This window comes from Streptomyces sp. NPDC127129 (genome assembly GCF_042671585.1).
Taxonomy (GTDB): domain Bacteria; phylum Actinomycetota; class Actinomycetes; order Streptomycetales; family Streptomycetaceae; genus Streptomyces.
This window is the reverse complement of sequence record NZ_JBHXTV010000002.1, coordinates 427,827-448,959: the sequence shown is the minus strand read 5'-3', so window position 1 is coordinate 448,959 and position 21,133 is coordinate 427,827. Positions and strand designations below refer to the sequence as shown.

Sequence of the window (21,133 nt, the reverse complement as noted above, 5' to 3'; positions counted from 1 at the left end):
GGCCGTCTCGTAGCGTCCTCGTACGCGGCGGTCGCGGCACGCACCGTGTGATCCCCGTGAAAGGAACCTCCGTGTCCACTGGTACGCGCCCCGCTCTGACGCGGTTCGTCAGACACTTCCCGCAGGTGGCCGTCGCCACCGTCGCCGCGCTCGCGCTGTCCGCCTGTGGGGGCGGCACCGAGAAGACCGAGTCCAAGCCCTCGGGCGCGGCGAGCAGCTCCTCGTCCGCGGCCTTCCCCGTGACCGTGGAGCACAAGTACGGCTCCACGACCATCGACGCGGAGCCGAAGCGGGTCGTCACCCTGGGCCTGTCGGACCAGGACGCGGTGCTGGCGCTGGGGATCAAGCCGGTCGGCGCGGTGGACTGGTTCAAGGAGCAGCCGTACGGCAAGTGGCCGTGGGCGAAGGACAAGTGGGGGTCGGCGAAGCCCGAGATCGTCGGCGAGCGCGACGAGTACAACATCGAGAAGATCGCGGCCCTGAAGCCCGACCTCGTCATCGCGCAGTACTCGGGGATGAAGAAGGAGCAGTACGACACGCTCTCGAAGTTCACCAAGGTCGTGGCGCAGCCCAAGGGCCTGCCCGACTACGGCGCGTCCTGGCAGGTGATGACGCGGCAGATCGGCAAGTCCCTCGGCAAGGACGCGGAGACCGAGAAGCTGATCTCCGGCATCGACGCGCGCTTCAAGGCCGTCCGCGACAAGCACCCCGAGTTCGCCACGAAGACCCTCGCCGTCGCCGACAGCTTCGAGGCCGGCAAGTACTCGGCCTTCACCAAGACCGACCCGAAGGCGATCTTCTTCTCCGAGCTCGGCTTCAAGCTGAAGCCCGAGATCGACACCCTGGCGAAGCCGGGCTGGAACGTCGCCGAACTGAGCGCCGAGAAGCTGAACGTGCTCGACGTCGACCGGCTCGTCTGGGTCACCTCCAGCACCGAGGCCAACGACCGCATCAAGGCCGAGCCGCTCTACAAGAAGCTGAAGGTCAACTCGGAGAAGCGCGACCTGTTCGTGCCCTACCAGGACCCGGACATCGGCGCGGCCTTCTCCTTCAACACCGTCCTGTCGATCCCCTACGCCATCGACGAGGTCGAGCCGCTGATCGCGGCCGTCAAGTAACGCCCGTCACCGGCGTCCGGCCCGTCCGCCTCCCGGCGGAACCGCGCCCCGTTCCCGGCAGCACCGCGCCACGCCACCGCACACACGGTGGCCCCCTCCCCGGCGCGGGGCCCGGGAGCGGGGCGCGCCGGACACACCTCACCGACGCACACCAGGGAAAGGCCCATTCGAACGATGTTTGACGTCGAGTCGGACCGGACGTCCACCTCCGGCATACCCGTCACGGGCGCGCAATCCGGCATCTGGCTCGCCCAGCAGATCGACCCGGACAGCTCCGCCTACAACATCGTGTTCGCCCTGGACCTGCACGGCGACGCCGACACCGAGCGCCTCACCGCCGCCGTGCGGCAGGCCGTCGAGGAGGCCGAGAGCCTGCACGTGCGCGTCCGCGCGGGCGACGGCGGCCCCCGCCAGACCCCCGCACCCGCCCCCGTCGACCTCCCTGTCGTGGACCTGCGCGGCGCCGCCGACCCCGAGCGGGCCGCCGCCGACTGGATGGCCGCCGACCGTGCGCGCCCCATGGACCTCGCCCGGGGCCCCCTCTTCGGCCACGCGCTGCTGCGCCTCGCCGACGACCACATCGTCTGGTACCAGCGCTACCACCACATCGTCGTCGACGGCATGGGCGTCGCGCTCGTCACCCGCCGGGCCGGTGAGCTGTACACCGCCGGCGACGAGGCGCCCGCCCCGCGCGACTGGGCGGTCTCCCGCCTGGTCGACGCCGACATCGCCTACCGCGCCTCCGCCGCACACCAGGAGGACCGCGCCTACTGGCTGACCCGCATGGCCGACCGGCCCGAGCCCGTACGCCTCGTCGAGCGCGCCCCCGTACCCATGACCCGGCGCGTGCGCCGTACGTCCGAACTGAGCGCCGGGCAGGTCCAGCGGCTGTACGCCGCCGCCGAACGAGCCGGCACCCGGCCGTCCCGCCTGCTCGTCGCGGCCGTCGCCGCCTACCTCCACCGGGTCAGCGGCGAGCAGGACCTCGTCCTCGGCCTGCCGATCGCGGCCCGCCAGGACGCGGTCTCCGCGGACGTCCCCGGCATGGTCTCCAACATCGTGCCGCTGCGGCTCTCCGTCCGCCCCGGCACCACCGTCGCCGGACTCCTCGCCGAGGTGCGGCGCGCGGTGGGCGAGGCGCTCGCCCACGGGCGCTACCGTGCCGAGGACCTGGCCAGGGAACTGGGCCTGCCCGACGGCGTGCACGAACTCGTCGGCCCCACGGTCAACGTCCTCCCGCGCCCGGACGACCTGCGGTTCCGTGACCTCGACACCGCACTCGAACCCGTCTGGCTGGGTCCGGTCAGCGATCTGGCCCTCAGCTTCGCCGAGTGCAGCGACGGGCGCGGCATGTGCGTCCACCTCGACGCCGACGCCGAGGTCTGCGACGAGTCGACGCTTCGGGACCACGAGCGCCGCTTCCTCGCGACGCTCGACGCCCTCGTCGAGGACCTCGACCGCCCGGTCGGGCACATCGACCTGACCTCGGCCCCCGAACGGGCCCGGCTCCTCGACGAGTTCGGCGACAAGCCGCGGGAGTCGGCCGAGCTCTCCTGGCCCGCCGCGTTCGAGCGGCAGGCCGGCCGTACCCCGGACGCCGTCGCCCTCGTCTGCGAGGACCGTGAGCTCACGTACGCCGAACTGAACGCGGCGGCCAACCGGCTGGCCCGTCTCCTGGCCTCCCGTGGCGTCGGCGCCGAGGACATCGTCGCCGTCGCCGTCCCGCGCTCCGTCGACCTCGTCGTCTCCCTGCTCGCGGTGATGAAGGCGGGCGCGGCCTATCTGCCGCTGGACGCCGACCACCCGCGGGACCGGATCGCCTACATGCTCGCCGACGCCGGCGCGCGCACGGTCCTCACCACCCGCGAGCTGTCGGACGCGCTGCCCGACGCCCCCGGCGTCGCCCGCCTGCTCCTCGACGAGCCGTCGCTGACGGCCGAGCGTGACGCCCTCGACGGCGCGGACCTCGGCCTCGACATCGCCCTGGACCGGGCGGCGTACGTCATCTACACGTCGGGCTCCACCGGCCGCCCCAAGGGCGTCGTCGTCTCCCACGACGGCGTCGGCAGCCTCGTCGCCACCGCCACCGACCGCATCGGGATCACCGCCGAGAGCCGCGTCGTCCAGTTCGCCTCCGTGGGCTTCGACGTGACGGTCTGGGACCTGATCATGTCGCTGTGCGTCGGCGGCCGGATCATCGTGGTCCCCACCGAGCGCCGCGTCGCCGGTCCCGCGCTCACGGAGTACATCGCACGCCACGGCGCCACCCACATGATCCTGCCGCCGTCCCTCGTCTCCGCCCTGCCGCAGGAGTGCGAACTGCCGGACGGCGCCGTCCTGATCGTCGGCACCGAGGCGGTCCCCAGCGAGCTGATCGCCCGCTGGGCCGGACGCCTCCAGGTCGTGGTCGCGTACGGCCTCACCGAGGCGACGGTCAACTCCACCCTGTGGGTCGCGGCCCCCGACCGCCCCGGACCCGCGCCGATCGGCGAACCCGACCCCAACACCCGCGCCTACGTGCTCGATGCGGCGCTCCGTCTCGTTCCCGTCGGCACCGAAGGCGAGCTGTACGTCTCCGGACGCGGCCTCGCCCGCGGCTACCTGGGCCGGCCGGGCCTCACCTCCGAGCGCTTCGTCGCCGACCCGTACGCCACCGAGCCCGGCGCGCGGATGTACCGCACGGGCGACCGCGTCCGCTGGGGCGCCGACGGCAACCTGGAGTTCCTGGGACGCGCCGACGGCCAGATCAAGATCCGGGGCCACCGCATCGAACCCGGCGAGATCGAGAGCGCCTTCATGGCCTGCCCGGGCATCGCCCAGGCCGCCGTCCTCGTCCGCGAGGACCACCGGAGCGCCAAGCGGCTCGTCGCCTACCTCGTCGCGGAGCCCGGTACGGACCCGGAGTCCGCCGTCGCCGAGGCACGGGCCCGGATCGCCGGGACGCTGCCCGACCACATGGTCCCCTCCGCCGTCGTCCGTCTCGACGGACCGCTGCCACTGACGCCCAACGGCAAGCTCGACAGCCGCGCCCTGCCCGAGCCCCGCTGGACCGCCACGGCCGGCGGCGACGCGCCCACCACCCCGGCAGAGACCGCGCTCGCCGGGCTCTTCGCCGAGGTGCTCGACCTGCCGTCGGTCGGCGTCCACGACAGCTTCTTCGAACTGGGCGGCGACAGCATCGTCGCGATCCAGCTCGTCAACCTCGCCCGTGAGGCCGGGCTCGTCATCACCCCGCGCGACGTCTTCCGGCAGCGGACCGTGGCGGCGCTCGCCCGGACCGCCGTGCCGGTCACCGCCGAGGCGCCCTCCGAGGTCCCCAGGGCGGTGGAGCTTGACAGGGAGGCGCTGCCCGTCTCCCCGCTCCAGGAAGGTTTCTTCTTCCACGCCGAGTTCGACCGGGAGGCCGCCGACCTCTACGTCGTCCAGGAACTCCTGGACCTCGCGGGCACCGTCGACCCCGACCGGCTCCGGCAGGCGCTCCAACTGCTCCTCGACCGGCACGCGCTGCTGCGCGCCTCCTTCCGCCAGCTCCCCGGCGGCGAGGTCGTCCAGCGGATCGCCGACCGCGCCGACCTCCCCTGGCGCGAGGCCGACACCGCCCGCACCCCGCTGGCGGACATCCTGCGGCGCGACCGCGCCGAGGGCTTCGACCTCGCCCGGCCCCCGCTGATGCGGGCCACCCTGATCCGAGACGGGCAGCACCACCGTCTGCTGCTCACGCTGCACCACATCATCGCCGACGGCTGGTCGGTCTCGGTCCTGCTCCGCGAACTGACCGCCGCCTCCACGGGCGAGGCCCTGCCCGAGCCGCCCGCCCCGGACGCGTACCTCACCTGGCTCGCGAGCCGGGACCTCGACACCGCCCGTGACGCGTGGCGCCAGGCGCTGGCCGGCCTGGACGGTCCGACCCGGCTGCCCGTCCTCGCCTCCGCACCGGGCGACCAGGCGGCGCCGGCCGCCCGCCCCGAGCACGTCGACGTCCGGCTGCCGGAGTCGCTCACCGCCGACCTCGCGGCCCGCGCCCGCAGCCACGGGCTCACCCTCAGCACCGTCCTGAACGGCGGCTGGGCCCTGCTCCTGGGCAGTCTGACCGGCAGCCGGGACGTGGTGTTCGGCACCACCGTCTCCGGACGTACGACCGAGGTCAGGGGTCTGGACGCGGCGGTCGGCCTCTTCATCAACACCGTGCCGGCCCGCGTCACCCTGCACGGCGGCGAAACGCTCGTCGAGCTGCTGCGGCGCGTCCAGGACGAGCACGCGGCCCTCCTGGACCACCAGCACCTCGGGCTCGCCGAGATCCAGCGGCTCGCGGGCGGCGGAGAACTCTTCGACACGCTCGTGGTGTTCGAGAACTTCCCCTCCGGGGAACTGTCCCCGGCAGCGCGCCAGGAGACGCTCCGCGTCACCGGCGCCGAGGTCTTCGACGCCGTCCACTACCCGCTGGCCCTGATCGTCGAGCACGACGGGGCCCACCTCGCACTGCGGTTCAAGTACGACGCGGCCCGGCTCGACCAGCTGACCGTGGCCGTCCTCGCCCACCGGTTCGAGGCGCTGCTGCGGACGCTCGTCGACGACCCCGCCCGGCCCGTCGCCCGCGTCGGGACGCTCTCCGGCCGCGAGGAGGAGCGCCTCGCCGAGCTGAACGCCACGGCCCACCCGCTCCCCGTCCCGGACGCCACCCTCGCCTCCCTCTTCGCCGCACAGGTGACACGGAGGCCCGACGCCCCGGCGGTCGTCTTCGAGGGCACCACGCTGTCCTACGCCGAACTCGACCGGCGCGCCGAGGCGCTGGCCCGGCGGCTGCGGGCACGGGGCGCGGGCCCCGAACACTTCGTCGCCGTCGCGGTGCCCCGCTCCGTGGAGCTCATGGTCGCGCTGCTCGGCGTGCACAAGGCCGGCGCCGCCTACCTGCCCCTCGACCTCGACTACCCCGCCGACCGGGTGGCGTTCATGCTCGCCGACTCGGGTGCCCGTACGGTCGTGACCACCGCCGGAGCGTCCGGCCGGCTGCCCGAGGTACCCGGACTCGCCCACGTCCTGGTGGACCGTGACGAGGAGACCGCCGACACGCCGACCGTGCACGCGGGACCCGACCACCCCGCGTACCTCATCTACACCTCGGGCTCCACAGGCCGCCCCAAGGGCGTCGCCGTCACCCACCGCGCGATCGTCAACCGCCTCGCCTGGATGCAGGACGAGTACGGGCTCACCGTCCACGACCGTGTGCTCCAGAAGACGCCGTCCAGTTTCGACGTGTCCGTCTGGGAGTTCTTCTGGGCCCTGGCCGAAGGCGCGACCGTCGTCCTCGCCCGGCCCGACGGCCACCGCGACCCGGCGTACCTCGCCGAGCTGATCGCGACCGAGCACATCACGACCACGCACTTCGTGCCGTCGATGCTGGCGGCGTTCGTCCAGGTCATGGAGGCCGCGCCGGGAACCCCCGAGTGGGCCGGGAGCCTGCGCCGCGTCTTCTGCAGCGGCGAGGCGCTCACCGGCGCCGACGCCCGCCGCTGGGCGGAGCTGACCTCCCGCCGAGGCCACGGCCCGGTGCCGCTGCACAACCTCTACGGCCCCACCGAGGCGGCCGTCGACGTCACGTACTTCCCGTACGAAGGCGACGACGAACTCGCCGTCCCGATCGGCCGCCCCGTCTGGAACACCCGCCTGTACGTCCTCGACGCCTTCCTGCGCCCCGTCCCGGACGGCGTCCCCGGCGAGCTGTACCTCGCCGGCGTCCAGCTGGCCCGCGGGTACCACGACCGGCACGGGCTGACCGCCGAGCGGTTCGTCGCCGACCCGTTCGGGGAGCCCGGCGCCCGCATGTACCGGACCGGCGACCTGGTCAGCCGGCGCGCCGACGGTGCCGTCGACTACCTCGGCCGCACCGACCGTCAGGTCAAGGTACGCGGCAACCGCGTCGAGCTGGGCGAGATCGAGGCCGCCCTGGCCGCCCTCCCGGGGGTCGCCCGCGCCGCCGTCGTCGTCCGCGACGGAACGCTCCTCGGCTACGCGGTCCCGGCAGCGGGAGGCTCCGGCCCCGCCACCGCACTCGACGGCGAAGCCCTCCACGCGGCGCTCGCCGCCGCGCTGCCCGCAGCGATGGTGCCGACGGCCGTCATGGCCCTCGACACGCTGCCGCTGACCCCCAGCGGCAAGCTCGACCAGAACGCCCTGCCCTCGCCGTCCGTCGCCCCCAGGGCCGGTGGACGCGCGCCGCGCGACGCACGCGAACGCGCCCTCTGCGAGATCTTCACCGATGTCCTCGGCATGGCCGGGATCGGTGCCGACGACGACTTCTTCGTCCTGGGCGGCGACAGCCTCACCTCGATCGCCGTCGCCACCCGGGCCCGTGAAAGGGGACTGACCATCAGCCCGCGCGATGTGTTCGAGCACCGCACGCCCGCCGCGCTCGCCGCGACGGCCGCGAACGTGCCGGACGAACCCGCCGTCGAGACCGCTCCCGAAGCTCCCGCCGCCGGGGTGAACATGTCCGCCGCCGACGCCGGGCAGGCCGCCGCCGCCCTCCAGGCGATGCTCGCCGCGCAGGCGCAGTCCGGCGCCGCCGTCGACCCGGCCCTCCAGGCGCTGCTCGCCCAGCTGACCGCCGGCGCCCCCGCCGAGCCCCCGGCCCCGGCCCCGCTCGGCGGCCTCGAACTGACCGACGAGGAGACCGCCCGCGTCGAGGCCGTCGCGGGCCTCCCGGTCGGCGACGTCTGGCCGCTCTCCCCGCTCCAGGAGGGCATGTACTTCCACGCCACCTACGACACCGGGGACGCCCTCGACGTCTACCTGTCGCAGGAGACCCTGGACTTCGACCGCCCCCTGGACGCCGACCGGCTGCGCGCCGCCTGCCGTGCGCTGCTGGAACGCAACGCGAGCCTGCGCGCCGGGTTCACCAGCGACGGCCTGCCCCGGCCCGTCCAGTTCATCGCCGACGGCGCCGAGATCCCGCTCACCGAGACCGACCTCTCCGAGCTGTCCGCCGAGGAGCGGCGCGCCCGCGTGGACGCGCTCCTCGCCGCCGACCGCCGCCAGCGCTTCGACCTCTCCGCCCCGCCGCTCTGCCGTCTGCAGCTGATCCGGCTCGGCGACGGACGGGACCGGCTCGTCGTCACCCACCACCTCATCCTGTGGGACGGCTGGTCCGCCTGGCTCTTCCTGGAGGAGCTGTTCACGCTGTACGAGCGGGCCGGCGACACCACCGGGCTGCCCGCCCCCGGCTCGTACCGCGACTACCTGGCGTGGCTCGACCGGCAGGACACCACCCAGGCCCTCGACGCCTGGCGCGGAGCGCTCGCCGGCTTCGACGAGCCGACCCTCGTCGCACCGACCGGCCGCGACGCGGGCCCGGTCATCCCGGCCGACTTCGACGCCGTGCTCACCAAGGAGACCAGCGACCGTCTCCGCGCACTGGCCCGGCAGCACGGTCTCACCCTGAACACGGTGCTCAACGCCGCCTGGGGTCTGGTCCTCTCGGCCATGACCGGCCGCGGCGACGTCGCCTTCGGCACCGCGGTCGCCGGCCGCCCCGCGGACGTACCGAACGTCGCCGGCATCATCGGCATGTTCCTCAACACCATCCCGGCGCGCGTCGCGTTCGCCCCGGACGAGCCGCTGCTCGACCTGCTGCGCCGCATGCAGTCCGAGCGCGCCTCGGTCATGCCGTACGAGTACGTCGGCCTCGGAACCCTCCAGCAGGAGACCGGCCACCGGCGACTGTTCGACACCCTCTTCGTGCTGCGTTCCGCCGACGGTGAGGACCGTGCCGCGGAACTCCGGCAGCGGCACGGCATCACCGACGTCTCGAACGTGGACGGCACCCACTTCCCCCTCACCCTGATCGTCACGCCCGAGACCCGGCTGCGGGTCACGCTGGCGGCCCGGCCCGACCTGTTCGACACGGAGGCAGCGCACACGATCCTCGGCCGGTTCACCACCGTCCTGGAGCGGCTCGGCGAGATCCTCGCCCGCCCCGACGCCGTCACGGCCCGCACCGTCGGCGTGGACCTCCTGCTGGACTCGGAGCACGCCGCCCTGGCGGCCGAGCTGGCCGGCAGCCGCGAGCCGGTGCCGAACGAGACCATCGCCGACATGCTGACGGCCCAGGTCGCCCGTACCCCGGACGCGGTGGCGCTCGTCTTCGGCGAACGCGCCCTCACGTACGCCGAACTGGACGCGCACGTCAACCGGATCGCCCGGCTGCTCCTCGCCAGGGGAGCGGGCCCGGAGAAGGTCGTGGCCCTCGCCCTGCCCCGCTCCATCGACATGGTCGCCGCGCTCTTCGCCGTCCTGCGGACCGGCGCCGCGTACCTGCCGCTCGACCTGGACCACCCGGCCGACCGGCTGCGGCTGATGGTCGAGGACACCGGGCCCCTGTGCCTGGTCACCACCACCGCCGTCGCCCCTGCCCTCCGGGGCCCCGAGGGCGCCGTCGCCCCCGAACTCCCGCTGGACGACGAGACCGTGGCCGCCGAGCTGGCCGCCCTCCCCGGCGGCGAGATCACCGACGCCGAGCGGCCCGCCTTCGCCCAGGACGTCGAGGACCGGCTCGAACACCCGGCGTACGTCATCTACACCTCCGGCTCGACCGGCCGGCCCAAGGGCGTCGTCACCCCCTACCGGGGTCTGACGAACATGCAGCTCAACCACCAGAAGGAGATCTTCGACCCGGCCATCGCCTCGGCCGGAGGACGGCGACTGCGCATCGCGCACACCGTCTCCTTCGCCTTCGACATGTCCTGGGAGGAGCTGCTCTGGCTCGTCGAGGGCCACGAGGTCCACGTCTGCGACGAGGAGCTGCGCCGCGACGCGGAGGCGCTGGTCGACTACTGCGACCGGAACCGGGTCGACGTCGTCAACGTGACCCCCACGTACGCCCAGCTGCTCATCGAGGAGGGGCTCCTCGACCACGACGAGGCGGCCGGGAAGCACCGCCCCGCGCTGGTCCTGCTCGGCGGCGAGGCCGTGTCCGACACCGTCTGGAGCACGCTGCGCCGCACCGAGGGCACGTACGGCTACAACCTCTACGGGCCGACCGAGTACACCATCAACACCCTCGGCGGCTCCACCACGGACAGCGCGACCTCCACCGTCGGCATGCCCATCCGGAACACCCGCGCCCACGTCCTGGACGCCATGCTGCGCCCGGTCCCGCCCGGCTGCCCCGGCGAGCTGTACATCGCCGGCACGGGCCTGGCCCGCGGCTACCACGACCGGCCCGGCCTCACCGCCGAGCGGTTCGTCGCCGACCCCTTCGGCGAGCCGGGGGAGCGGATGTACCGCACCGGCGACCTCGTACGGCAGCGGCCCGACGGGCTCCTCGACTTCCTGGGCCGCACCGACGACCAGGTGAAGATCCGCGGCTACCGGATCGAACTCGGCGAGATCTCCACCGCACTCTCCTCGCACCCCGGGGTCGCCCACGCCGCCGTCGTCGTCAACGAGAGCACCGGCACCAAGCGTCTGGTCGGCTACTTCGCGCCGGAGGACGGCACCACGCCCGGCGAGGAGCTGCTCCAGCGGCTCCGCGACCACCTGAAGGCCGCGCTGCCGGACTACATGGTCCCCTCCGCGCTCGTCCCCGTGGACACCCTCCCGCTCACCGTCAACGGCAAGCTCGACGTACGGGCCCTGCCCGCACCGGACTTCGCCGGAACCGGCACGAGCCGCGCCCCGCGCACGCCGCGCGAGGAGACGCTCTGCGCGCTCTTCGCCGAGGCGCTCGGCCTGCCGGATGGCAGCGTCGGCATCGACAGCGACTTCTTCGAGCTCGGCGGCCACTCGCTGCTCGCCACCCGGCTCGTCAGCCGGGCCCGTACCGCGCTGGACGCCGAACTCGCCATCCGTGACCTCTTCGAGGCACCCACCGTGGCCGAGCTGGTCGAGCGCGCCGACCGCTCCGGCGGCGCCGCCCGGCCGGCGCTGACCGCGGGGGAGCGGCCCGACGAGCTGCCGCTCTCGCACGCCCAGCAGCGCCTGTGGGTCATCCAGCAGATCGAGTGCACCTCGGCCGCCTACAACTTCCCGCTGGTCATGCGGTTGCGCGGCACCCTCGACGTCGAGGCGTGGGGTGCGGCGCTCGCCGACGTGACCGCCCGGCACGAAGCCCTGCGCACGGTGTTCGTGGAGCACGAGGGCCAGGCCGTCCAGCGCGTCCTGCCCGTCGACGAGGCACGCCCCGTCGTGGAGCGGCTGCGCGCCACCGAGGACGAGCTGCCCGGTCTCGTCGAGGCCGCCGTCAACCGGCCCTTCGACCTCGCCGCCGAACTGCCGCTGCGCGCCACGGTCGTCGAGCTGGCGCCCGAGGACCACGTGGTCGTCCTGCTGCTCCACCACATCACCACCGACGAGTGGTCGGACCGCCCGTTCCTCCGCGACCTGGCCACCGCCTACGCCGCCCGCGTCGGGGGCGCGGCCCCGCAGTGGGAGCCGCTGCCCGTCCAGTACGCCGACTACGCCCTCTGGCAGCAGCGACTGCTCGGCGACCCGGCCGACGCGGACAGCCTGGCCGCCCGGCAGCTGGAGTACTGGCGCACGACCCTGGACGGCGCGCCCGAGGAGCTGGAACTGCCCACGGACCGGCCCCGCCCGGCCCGGCCCGCGTTCACCGGCGCCGAACTGGACATCGCCTTCGACACCGACGTCCACGAGGGCCTGAAGCGGCTCGCCCGCGAGAGCGGCGCCAGCATGTTCATGGTCGTCCACGCGGCCGTGGCCGCCCTGCTGCACCGCATGGGCGCCGGTACGGACATCCCCCTCGGCTCGCCCATCGCCGGGCGGGGCGACGAGGCCCTCGACGACCTGGTCGGCTTCTTCGTCAACACGCTGGTACTGCGGACCGACCTGAGCGGCGACCCGAGCTTCACCGAGCTGCTCGCCCGGGTGCGGGAGACCGACCTGGCCGCGTTCTCGCACGCGGACGTCCCCTTCGAGTCCGTGGTGGAGAAGCTCAACCCGACCCGCTCCCTCTCCAGGAACCCGCTCTTCCAGGTGATGGTCGGCTACCACGCCCGTACGGGCGACGCCCTGGAACTCTCCGGCCTCAGCGCCGACTACGTGCCCTTCCGCATCCGCTCGGCCAAGTTCGACCTCGTGTTCAGCTTCACCGAGCACACGCCGGCCGACGGCGGCACCGGCTCCCTCGGCTGCCGTCTCGAGTTCGCCACCGAGCTGTTCGACCACCGGACCGCCGAGCGCCTCGGCGAGCGCCTCCGCGCCCTCGTCGCGGCCCTCGTCGCCGCGCCCGGGCAGCCCGTCTCGCGGGCCGAGATCCTCGGCGACGACGAGCGGCGGCTGGTCCTGGAAGGCTTCAACGCCACCTCCCGCGAGGTCGACGAGGAGTCCTTCCCGGCCCTGTTCGCCCAGCGGCTCGCCGAGCGCCCCGACGCGGTCGCCGTCGTCGACCGCGACCGGTCCGTCACCTATGCACAGCTCGACGCCCGAGCCAACCGCCTCGCCCGACTGCTCGCGGCACGCGGAGCCGGCGCCGAGAGCGTGGTCGGCGTGGCCGTACCCCGCTCGGTGGACATGGTCGCCACGGTGCTCGCCGCGCTGAAGCTGGGCGCCGCGTTCCTCCCGCTCGACCTGGTCCACCCGGCCGACCGCCTCACCTACATGATCGAGGACTCGAGGGCGGCGCTCGTCGTCGGCACCGAGCCGGTCGCCGGGAAGATCCCCGAGGTGGCGGGCGTGCCGGTGGTGCTGCTCGACGAACCGTCGGTGGCCGCCGAGCTGGAGACCCTGCCGGAGACCGCGCTCGACGGAAGGCCGGTCCTCCTCGACCAGGCGGCGTACGTCATCTACACCTCCGGCTCCACCGGACGGCCCAAGGGCGTCGTCGTCCCGCACGAGGGCGTCTCCAGCCTCGTCGCCACCGCCGTCGACCGCATGGGTCTCGAACACGACAGCCACGTCCTGCAGTTCGCGTCGATCGGCTTCGACGTCTTCGCCTTCGAACTGGCCATGGCGCTCTGCCACGGCGGCCGGCTCGTCCTCATCACGGACGAGGCGCGGGTCGCGGGGCCGGCGCTCACCGACTTCCTCGCGGAGCAGCGGATCACCCACATGATCCTTCCGCCGTCCCTCGTGTCGGCCCTGCCTCCCGGCTGCGAGCTCCCGGAGGGGTCGACCGTCCTGGTCGGCACGGAGACCGTGCCGCCGGACGTCTTCGAGCGGTTCGGCGCCACGGCCCACCTGATCTGCGCCTACGGACTCACCGAGGCGACGGTCAACTCCACGCTGTGGCCCTCGCGCGAGCACGGCGGCCGCCCCTCCGGCCGGGTGCCCATCGGCTGGCCCGACCCCAACACCCGCGCCTACGTCCTGGACGAGCACCTGCGACCGGTCCCGCCCGGTGTCGTCGGCGAGCTGTACGTCTCCGGACGCGGCCTCGCCCGCGGCTACCTCGGCAAGGCCGCGCTGACCTCCGAGCGGTTCGTCGCCGACCCGTACGCCACGGAGCCCGGCGCGCGGATGTACCGCACCGGCGACCGCGCCCGCTGGCGCGCCGACGGCAACCTCGACTTCCTCGGACGCGTCGACACCCAGGTCAAGGTGCGCGGCTTCCGCATCGAGCTGGGCGAGATCGAGGCGGCCCTCGCCGGACACCCCTCCGTCGCCCAGGCCGCCGTGCTGCCCGACCGCGACGGCGACATCGTCCGCCTCGTCGGCTACGCCGTCCCGGAGGCGGGGGAGTCCGTGGAGCTCGACCCGCAGGAGCTGCGCGCCCACGTGGCCGGGCTGCTGCCCGAGTACATGGTCCCCGCGCTCGTCGTGCCGCTGGACGGCCCGCTGCCGCTGACCCCCAACGGCAAGCTGGACCGCAAGGCGCTGCCCGCGCCCGACTGGGCGGCGATGACCGGGGACGCGTCGCCCGCCAACGAGACGCAGGCCAGGCTGGCCGCCCTGTTCGGCGAGATCCTCAAGCTGGACCGGGTCGGCGTCCACGACAACTTCTTCGCGCTCGGCGGCCACTCCATGGCCTCCATGCGGCTCCTGGGCCGCATCCGGGCCGAGTTCGGCGTCGAGCTGAGCATCAGGGACGTCTTCGACGCGCTGACCGTCGCCGGCATCGAGGGCAAGCTCAAGGGCGCCTCGACCGCCCGCCCGGCACTGCGTCCGGCGGAGGTCCGGCAGGAGCCGCACGGTCAGGAGCCGCACGGTCAGGATTCGCACCGTCAGGAGCCCCTCCTCGCCGCCCCCGTCCAGCGCTGGCAGTGGAACGCGTACCTCCGCACTCCCCGCTTCGACCACGCGCTGGTGCTGCGCTCGCCGGGTGGTCTGGACGCGGACGTGCTGTCCGCGGCCCTCGCCGACGTGGCGGCCCGGCACGAGCCCCTGCGCACGGCGTTCACCGAACGCGGCCGCGCGCTCCACCACCGGGCCGTCCAGCCCCCGGTCCTCGTCCTGGAGGAGTGCGCCGAGCTGGACGCGCGCCTGACCGAACTGGCCGCCGGAGCACCGGAGCCGGACCGTGCGGCACCGCTCGGCGCCCGCCTGCTGACGGCGCCCACCGGCGAGCAGGCGCTGCTGCTGACCATGCACTACCTGGCGGTGGACGAATGGTCGGTGGTCCCGCTCTTCCGTGACCTGACGGCGGCCTACGCGGCGCGTACGGAAGGCCGCGCCCCCGCGTGGCGGCCGCTGCCGGTGTCGTACACCGACTACGCCCGATGGGCCCGCGAGGTCCTGGGCGACCTCGACGACCCCGGCAGCCGCGGCGGCCGGCAGCTCGCCTACTGGCGCGAGACGCTGAAGGACGCACCGGCCGAGCTGGCCCTCCCGGCGGACGGCCCGCGCTCGTCCACGCCCGGAGCGGACCATGTGGGCTTCGTCCTGGACGAGCGGCTGCACGCCGCGGTGGACGAGCTCGCCCGGACGACCGGCACCAGCATGTTCATGGTGCTGCACTCCGCCCTGGCGGCCCTGCTCACCGCCCACGGCGCCGGCACGGACCTGCCCATCGGCACCCTGGTCGCCGGCCGTACGGACGACCAACTGGCCGACCTGGTGGGCTGCTTCTTCAACACGGTGGTGCTGCGCACCGACACCGCGGGCGACCCGACGTTCGCGGAGCTGCTCTCCCGCGTACGGGAGACCACGCTCGGCGCCCTCGACCGGCAGGACGTGCCGTTCGACGAGGTCGTCCGGGTGGCCGGACTGCCCCAGGAGGGCCCGCAGGTCATGGTGATCCACCATGAACAGGCGGACCTGGAGCAGCTGGAGGGCGGGGTCGGCTCCCTGGAGGCCGTACCGACCGGTTCCACCCGGGCGCGGCTGACCCTCAGCTTCTACGAGCCGCAGGGTGACGGACCCGTCCACTGCGGACTGATCCACGCGACCGACCTGCTCGGTACCGCGAAGGCGCGGCGACTCGCCGACGAACTTCAGAGGCTGCTGCACGCCGTGGCAGCCGACCCCGGACAGCCGCTCTCCGAGCTGTTCACCGCCATGACCGCGCGTTCGACAAGGAGTGACAACGCATGAGCACCAACCCGTTCGAGGACCCGCAGGGCCGCTTCCTGGTTCTCGTCAACGACGAGAACCAGCACTCGCTCTGGCCCTCGTTCGCCGAGGTACCCGCCGGCTGGCGCACGGTCTTCGGCGAGGAGACGCGCGAGGCGTGCCTGGCGTACGTCGAGGAGCACTGGAAGGACCTCCGCCCGGCGAGCCTGGCCACGGCACAGCAGGCCTGACCGTCACGTCCGACGCCGCCGCCCCGGAGCCCCGCTCCCGGGGCGGCGGCGTCTTGCATCGTGCCGGGCGATGGCCGACCGCCTCCGCCCCACCCGCCTCGTGTGGGCATTCGTTCCGCTGGGGCGGAACGGGTGGGCACACGGGACGGCGCCCCTGCGGGCGCGTTCCGCACATGGCCCCCGGTACCCACGAGGCCGTTGCCTTGACCAGGACCCACGTGGTGAATGCGGGGGCACGGGGGCGGACGCGCCCGCCAGGGCGCCGTCCCGTTGGGCCCACCCTCCCCCAGACTCCGTCCGGGGGGACCCCCACCGCCCTACGGGACGACTGCCCACAACGCGCAAGGCTCCCGCCCGGAGATCCGGGCGGGAGCCTTCTTCGCAGGGGCGCGAAGCCTACGCCGGGACCGCCGGTTCGCGGCGGCTGTCCGACCACGCCGACCACAGCTCGGCGTACCGCCCGCCCGCCGCGACCAGTTCCTCGTGCGTGCCCGTCTCCACGACCCGGCCCTGGTCCAGGACGACCACGCGGTCGGCGGTCGCCGCCTGGGGGAGGCGGTGGGCCACCATCAGGCCCGTGCGCCCCTCCAGGGCGCGCAGCGCGGCCGTCTCGAGGACGCGGGCACCCGCGCTGCCGGCGTCGGCGGTGGCCTCGTCGAGGATCGCGATGGGCGGGTCGGTGAGGACCAGCCGGGCCAGGGCCAGGTGCTGGGCCTGGGTCACCGTGAGGCGGTGACCGCCCTCGCCCACGACCGTGGCCGCCCCCTCGGGCAGCGCGTCGACCCACTCCAGGGCACCGACACGGTCCAGCGCGGCGCGCAGCTCCTCGTCCGTCGCCTCGGGGCGGGCCAGCCGCAGGTCCTCGGAGAGCGGTCCGGCGAAGACATGCACCTCCTGGCTGATCAGCGTGACCGCCCGCCGGACCCCGGCCGGGCCCAGCTCCCGGGAGTCCACACCACCCAGGGAGATCGCGCCGGTCGACGGGTCGTGCACGCCCGCGATCAGCTTCGCCAGCGTGGTCTTGCCCGCGCCGCTGGCGCCGACGAGGGCCACCCGCTCGCCCTCCCGGACCTCCAGGTCCACCGAGGCGAGCACCGGGTGGCCGTCGATGTACGCGTGGCCGAGATTCGTCACCTTGACCGAGCCGTCCACCGGCACGGCGGCCCGCTCGTCGGTCTCCCGCTCGGCCGGGAGGCTCGACACGCCGACGAGGCGGGCGAGGCTCGCGCCCGCGGACTGGGCGTCGTCGATGAGGAAGAGCGCGGCGTTGATCGGGTTGAACAGACCGTGGAAGTAGAGCGCCGCCGCCGTCGCCGTACCGATGCTCACCGAGCCGTTGTCGACCAGGAAGAACCCGGTGACGAGGATCGACGTCATGCCGATGAACTCGGCGATGTTGAGGCGCGAGAAGAACCCCGAGACCAGGCGCATGCCCCGCGCCGCCAGGTCCACGGCCGTCTGCGACCGCTGCTCCAGAAGCTCCGCGTGCCGGCCGTCGAGACGGAACGCGCGTACCGTACGGACACCGCCGATGCTGTCGAGCAACTGGTGCTGCAGCGCGCCCGTCGCCACCCGGTGCTCGCCGTAGATGCTCGCGGCGCGCGGGATGTACCAGCGCACCGTGAGGACGTGGACCGGGACGGCGATCAGAACGGCGAGCAGGAAGCGCCAGTCGAGGACGGTGAGGCCCACGAGGGTCAGCACGATCGTGAGGAAGGCGCCGGCGAACTCCGGGAGGGCCTGGCGTACCGCCCGCGCGATCAGGGTCACGTCGCCCGTCACCCGCGAGGTGAGGTCGCCCGACCCGGCCTGCTCGACCCGTTCGAGCGGCAGCCGCAGCGCCCGCGCGATGAACCGTTCCCGCAGGTCCGCGAGGACCGTCTCGCCGAGCCTGGCGACGAGCGACTTGCCGATCGCCGTCGCGACGCCGCGGGCGACGGCGACCGCGAGGAGGAGCAGCATCGGCACGGTCAGCGCGGACGCGCCGCTCTTCTCCACGACCAGGTCCACGATCCGGCCCAGCAGTGGCGCCGTCAGCAGCCCGATGGCCGTGCCGACGACGAGGACGGTCACCGCGCCGACCGCGAGGAGCCGGTGACGGCGCACCAGCTCGCGTACGACGGCGAGGGTCCGGGCGCCGCTCGCGGTGGGCAGCAGCTCGCGTTCGGGTGTGCCGGGTCCGCTCATCGTCCGTCCTTCGTCCTGCGGGTCTCGGTCCTGGCCGTCTCGGTCCTGCGCGGTCGTCATGCCAGCACCGCCGAGCGGTAGGCCTCGTGGTCGGCGACCAGCTGCGGGTGGCTGCCCTCGGCGGTCACCCGGCCGTCGTCGAGCATGACCACCACGTCGGTCGCGGCGAGCAGCGCGGGACTCGTGGTGACCAGGACCGTGGTGCGGCCGCGGCGGAGGTCCCGCAGCCGGCCGGCGATGCGGGCCTCGGTGACGGTGTCGACGGCCGTGGTGGGGTCGTGGACGACGAGGACAGGCGGGTCCGCGGCGAGTGCCCTGGCGAGCGCGACGCGCTGGCGCTGACCGCCGGAGAGCGACTTGCCGCGCTCGGTGAGGACGGTGTCCACGCCGTCGGGCAGCGCCTGGGCGACGTCGTCGGCGGCCGAGGCGGCGAGCGCCGGGCCCAGGTCCGCGCCGTCGAGCTCCGCCCCGGCGCGTACGTTGGCGAGCAGACTGTCCTCGAACAGGTCGGCGTCGTGGTGCGCGACCAGGATCGCGCGGCGCGCGTCGTCCGGGCCGAGGCCGGTCAGCGGTACGCCGTCGAGCTCGACGCTCCCTTCGGCGGGGTCGAGTTCGCGGCCCAGGCAGAGCAGCAGGTCGTTCGCGGCGGCCGCGTCACGGGCGACCACGCCGACGAGGCTGCCGGGCGCGATGTCGAGGTCGACCCCGCGCAGCGCGCCCTGGGTGACCCCCCGCAGCCTCAGCCGCCCGGCGACCGGGTCGGCAAGCGTGGCCGTGCCCGCCGGGACTGCGGGCGGCGAGGCCAGGACCTCGGCGATCCGCTCGGCGGAGGCGCGGCCCTGGGCGAACTCGCCGTTGACGTAGGTGAGGAGCTGGAAGGGGCCGAGGAGGTACTGGGCGAGGCCGACGGCCGCGACCAGCTCGCCCACGGTGATGCTGCCGCTCATCGCGAGGTGCGCCCCGACGAGTCCGATGGCCGCGATGAAGATGCCCGTCAGGGCGAGGATCGCGCCGTCGTGCCAGGCCCGGCTCGTCGCGGCGCGCAGCGCCGAGGCCAGCGAGCTGCGGCTCGTCTCCCGGTACCGGGAGACCGCCGCCGCCTCGGCCCCGATGCCCTTCAGCACGCGCAGGCCGGCGACCAGGTCGGCGGCGACCCCGGAGGCGTGGGCGGCGTGTTCCTGCTCCGCCTCGCTGCGCCGTTCGAGCGGGCGGCTGATGGCATGGCCGAGCCAGAGCAGCGGCGGGACGCCGAGGAGGACCAGCAGGCCGAGCGGTACGGAGATGCGGAGCAGGGCCACCGCGCTGATCGCCAGTCCGGCGACGGCGGACAGGGTGTACGGGAGCGCGGCGGCGACCGATCCGACGCGCTTGGCGTCACCGGTCGCCACGGCGGTCAGCGCTCCGGGCAGCCGCCCGCTGTCCGCGCCGCCCCGCGGGTCGAGCACCCGGGCGGCGAGGTCCTGCCGGATGCGGTGCGCGGCCGACTCGCCCGCGCCCTCGGCCAGCCGCGCCGAGTTCCGGTAGCAGGTGGAGAGCACGAGGAAGAGGCCGGCGAGCACCAGCAGCCACCGCAGCAGGGCGCCGGAGGAACCGGTCGCCACCGCCTCGTCGATGACCAGTCCGATGACGACCGGGACGAGAGCCTCGCACAACTGATGCGCCATGCCGAGGAGCGAGGCTCCGGTGACACGGCGCCGCTGATCGGCGAGTGCTCTGCGGAGGACGAAGCCTCCCGTTGGTCCTCCAGCGGGCATGCGACGCCTCCACAGAAACAGAGCTGGATTGTTAGGTAAGGCTACCTTAAACACCGCTGCTGCCAAGGGTGCCCGGGGGCTCTCGCGGCGCCCGTGCGCGTGGCTGAAATGGCATGCGGCGCAGCCACGTTGACCTCTTCGCGGCTGTACGGTTAGGCTCACCTAAGTTCGATCGGCGGTGGGTCATGTCGCGTGCCGCACCACCGTGTTCCACGCTTCGCGCCGCTCGCGGGGCGCTCGATTCCGCCGCCAGGGGAGTGGTCGTTGTCCGTCGAAACCCGGGCGGCGCCCGGAAGTGAGAGCGTGGGCCCCGCCGATCCGGCCGCGGCCACGGCACGTCCGGCCACGGTGGCCCTGCGGAGTCTCGGACTCCTCGTGTCGCTCGGGGCACTGGTCCTCGTCTCGCTGCTCAGCGTCTGGGTGGGCACCCGCGGCATCCCGTTCGCCGCGACCTGGGACCTCCTCTGGGCCCCCGACAGCTCGGAAGCCGCGACCATCGTGCACGAGTACCGGATCCCCCGGACCGTCCTCGGACTGCTCGTCGGAGTGGCCCTCGGACTCTCCGGGGCCCTGATGCAGGCGCTGACCCGCAACCCGCTCGCCGACCCCGGACTGCTCGGCGTGAACCTGGGCGCGTCCTCGGGCGTCGTCGTGGCCATCGCCTTCCTCGGCGTCGCCACGCCGCTCGGCTACCTGTGGTTCGCCCTCGCCGGCGCCGCCGTCGCGTCGGTCGGCGTCTACCTCCTCGGCTCCTCCGGGCGGAAACTGGCCACCCCCGACCGGCTCGTCGTCGCGGGAGCGGCGGTCACCGCCGTCCTGTACGCCTTCAACTGGGCCGTCCTGCTCTTCGACCCGGAGGCGTTCGACCAGTTCCGCTTCTGGACCGTGGGGTCCCTCGCGGGCCGCTACTACGACATCGTCCTGCTCGTCGTGCCGTTCGTCGTCGTCGGGCTGGCCGTCGCCTTCCTGCTGGCCCCCTCCCTGAACGCCCTGGCCATGGGCGACCAGATGGGCCGCGCCCTCGGCGTCCACGTCGGCCGTACCCGCGTGCTCGCCGCGGTCGCCGTGATGCTGCTCTGCGGGGCGGCCACCGCGGCCGCCGGGCCGATCAGCTTCGTCGGCCTGGCCGTCCCGCACATCGCCCGCTTCCTCGTGGGGGCCGACCAGCGCTGGGTGTTCGCGTACTCGATGCTGCTCGCCCCGGTCCTGCTCATCGGCTCGGACGTCATCGGCCGGGTGCTCGGCGCGCCGGGCGAGGTGCAGGTCGGCATCGTCACCGCCTTCATCGGGGCCCCCTTGTTCATCGCGCTGTGCCGTCGTCGAAAGCTGGTCATGCTGTGAGCGCCGTAGGGAAGTCGGCCGTGGGGGAGCCGACAGAATC

At 73.9% G+C, this 21,133-nt stretch carries 6 protein-coding genes; 4 read left to right on the top strand and 2 right to left on the bottom strand.

The window, feature by feature from the left end; genetic code table 11:
- Positions 1 to 71: 71 nt before the first annotated feature.
- From ACFVGW_RS05275 to ACFVGW_RS05265, 3 genes are all read left to right on the top strand, one after another.
- The gene (locus tag ACFVGW_RS05275; protein WP_383220579.1) at positions 72 to 1,118 is read left to right on the top strand and encodes an iron-siderophore ABC transporter substrate-binding protein; all 1,047 of its coding nucleotides are present in this window, start codon (positions 72 to 74) and stop codon (positions 1,116 to 1,118) included.
- 174 nt (positions 1,119 to 1,292) lie between these two features.
- Positions 1,293 to 15,602, top strand: a complete 14,310-nt coding sequence (locus tag ACFVGW_RS05270; protein WP_385850877.1) for an amino acid adenylation domain-containing protein — start codon at positions 1,293 to 1,295, stop codon at positions 15,600 to 15,602.
- Complete coding sequence (locus tag ACFVGW_RS05265) at positions 15,599 to 15,811, top strand: MbtH family protein (protein WP_385850876.1); 213 nt, start codon at positions 15,599 to 15,601, stop codon at positions 15,809 to 15,811. The genes ACFVGW_RS05270 and ACFVGW_RS05265 overlap by 4 nt, the downstream gene beginning before the upstream one ends.
- A gap of 396 nt (positions 15,812 to 16,207) precedes the next feature.
- Here the strand turns inward: ACFVGW_RS05265 and ACFVGW_RS05260 are convergent, their stop codons facing one another.
- The gene (locus tag ACFVGW_RS05260; RefSeq protein WP_385850875.1) at positions 16,208 to 18,058 is read right to left on the bottom strand and encodes an ABC transporter ATP-binding protein; all 1,851 of its coding nucleotides are present in this window, start codon (positions 18,056 to 18,058) and stop codon (positions 16,208 to 16,210) included.
- Positions 18,055 to 19,752: an ABC transporter ATP-binding protein gene (locus ACFVGW_RS05255; RefSeq protein ID WP_385850874.1), complete on the bottom strand. Its 1,698-nt coding sequence runs from the start codon at positions 19,750 to 19,752 to the stop codon at positions 18,055 to 18,057. Before ACFVGW_RS05255 ends, ACFVGW_RS05260 begins: the two co-directional genes overlap by 4 nt.
- Before the next feature lie 264 nt (positions 19,753 to 20,016).
- Between ACFVGW_RS05255 and ACFVGW_RS05250 the strand changes: the two genes are divergently transcribed.
- Positions 20,017 to 21,093 carry a FecCD family ABC transporter permease gene (locus tag ACFVGW_RS05250; RefSeq protein WP_385850873.1) on the top strand — a complete coding sequence of 359 codons (1,077 nt, stop codon included), beginning with the start codon at positions 20,017 to 20,019 and terminating at the stop codon, positions 21,091 to 21,093.
- Positions 21,094 to 21,133 lie beyond the last annotated feature (40 nt).

What these genes read in the sequence shown, in the direction of transcription:
- ACFVGW_RS05270 (WP_385850877.1), top strand. Translation starts at nt 1,293, where the DNA reads ATGTTTGACGTCGAGTCGGACCGGACGTCCACCTCCGGCATACCCGTC.
- ACFVGW_RS05265 (WP_385850876.1), top strand. Translation starts at nt 15,599, where the DNA reads ATGAGCACCAACCCGTTCGAGGACCCGCAGGGCCGCTTCCTGGTTCTC.
- ACFVGW_RS05260 (WP_385850875.1), bottom strand. Translation starts at nt 18,058, where the DNA reads ATGACGACCGCGCAGGACCGAGACGGCCAGGACCGAGACCCGCAGGAC.
- ACFVGW_RS05255 (WP_385850874.1), bottom strand. Translation starts at nt 19,752, where the DNA reads ATGCCCGCTGGAGGACCAACGGGAGGCTTCGTCCTCCGCAGAGCACTC.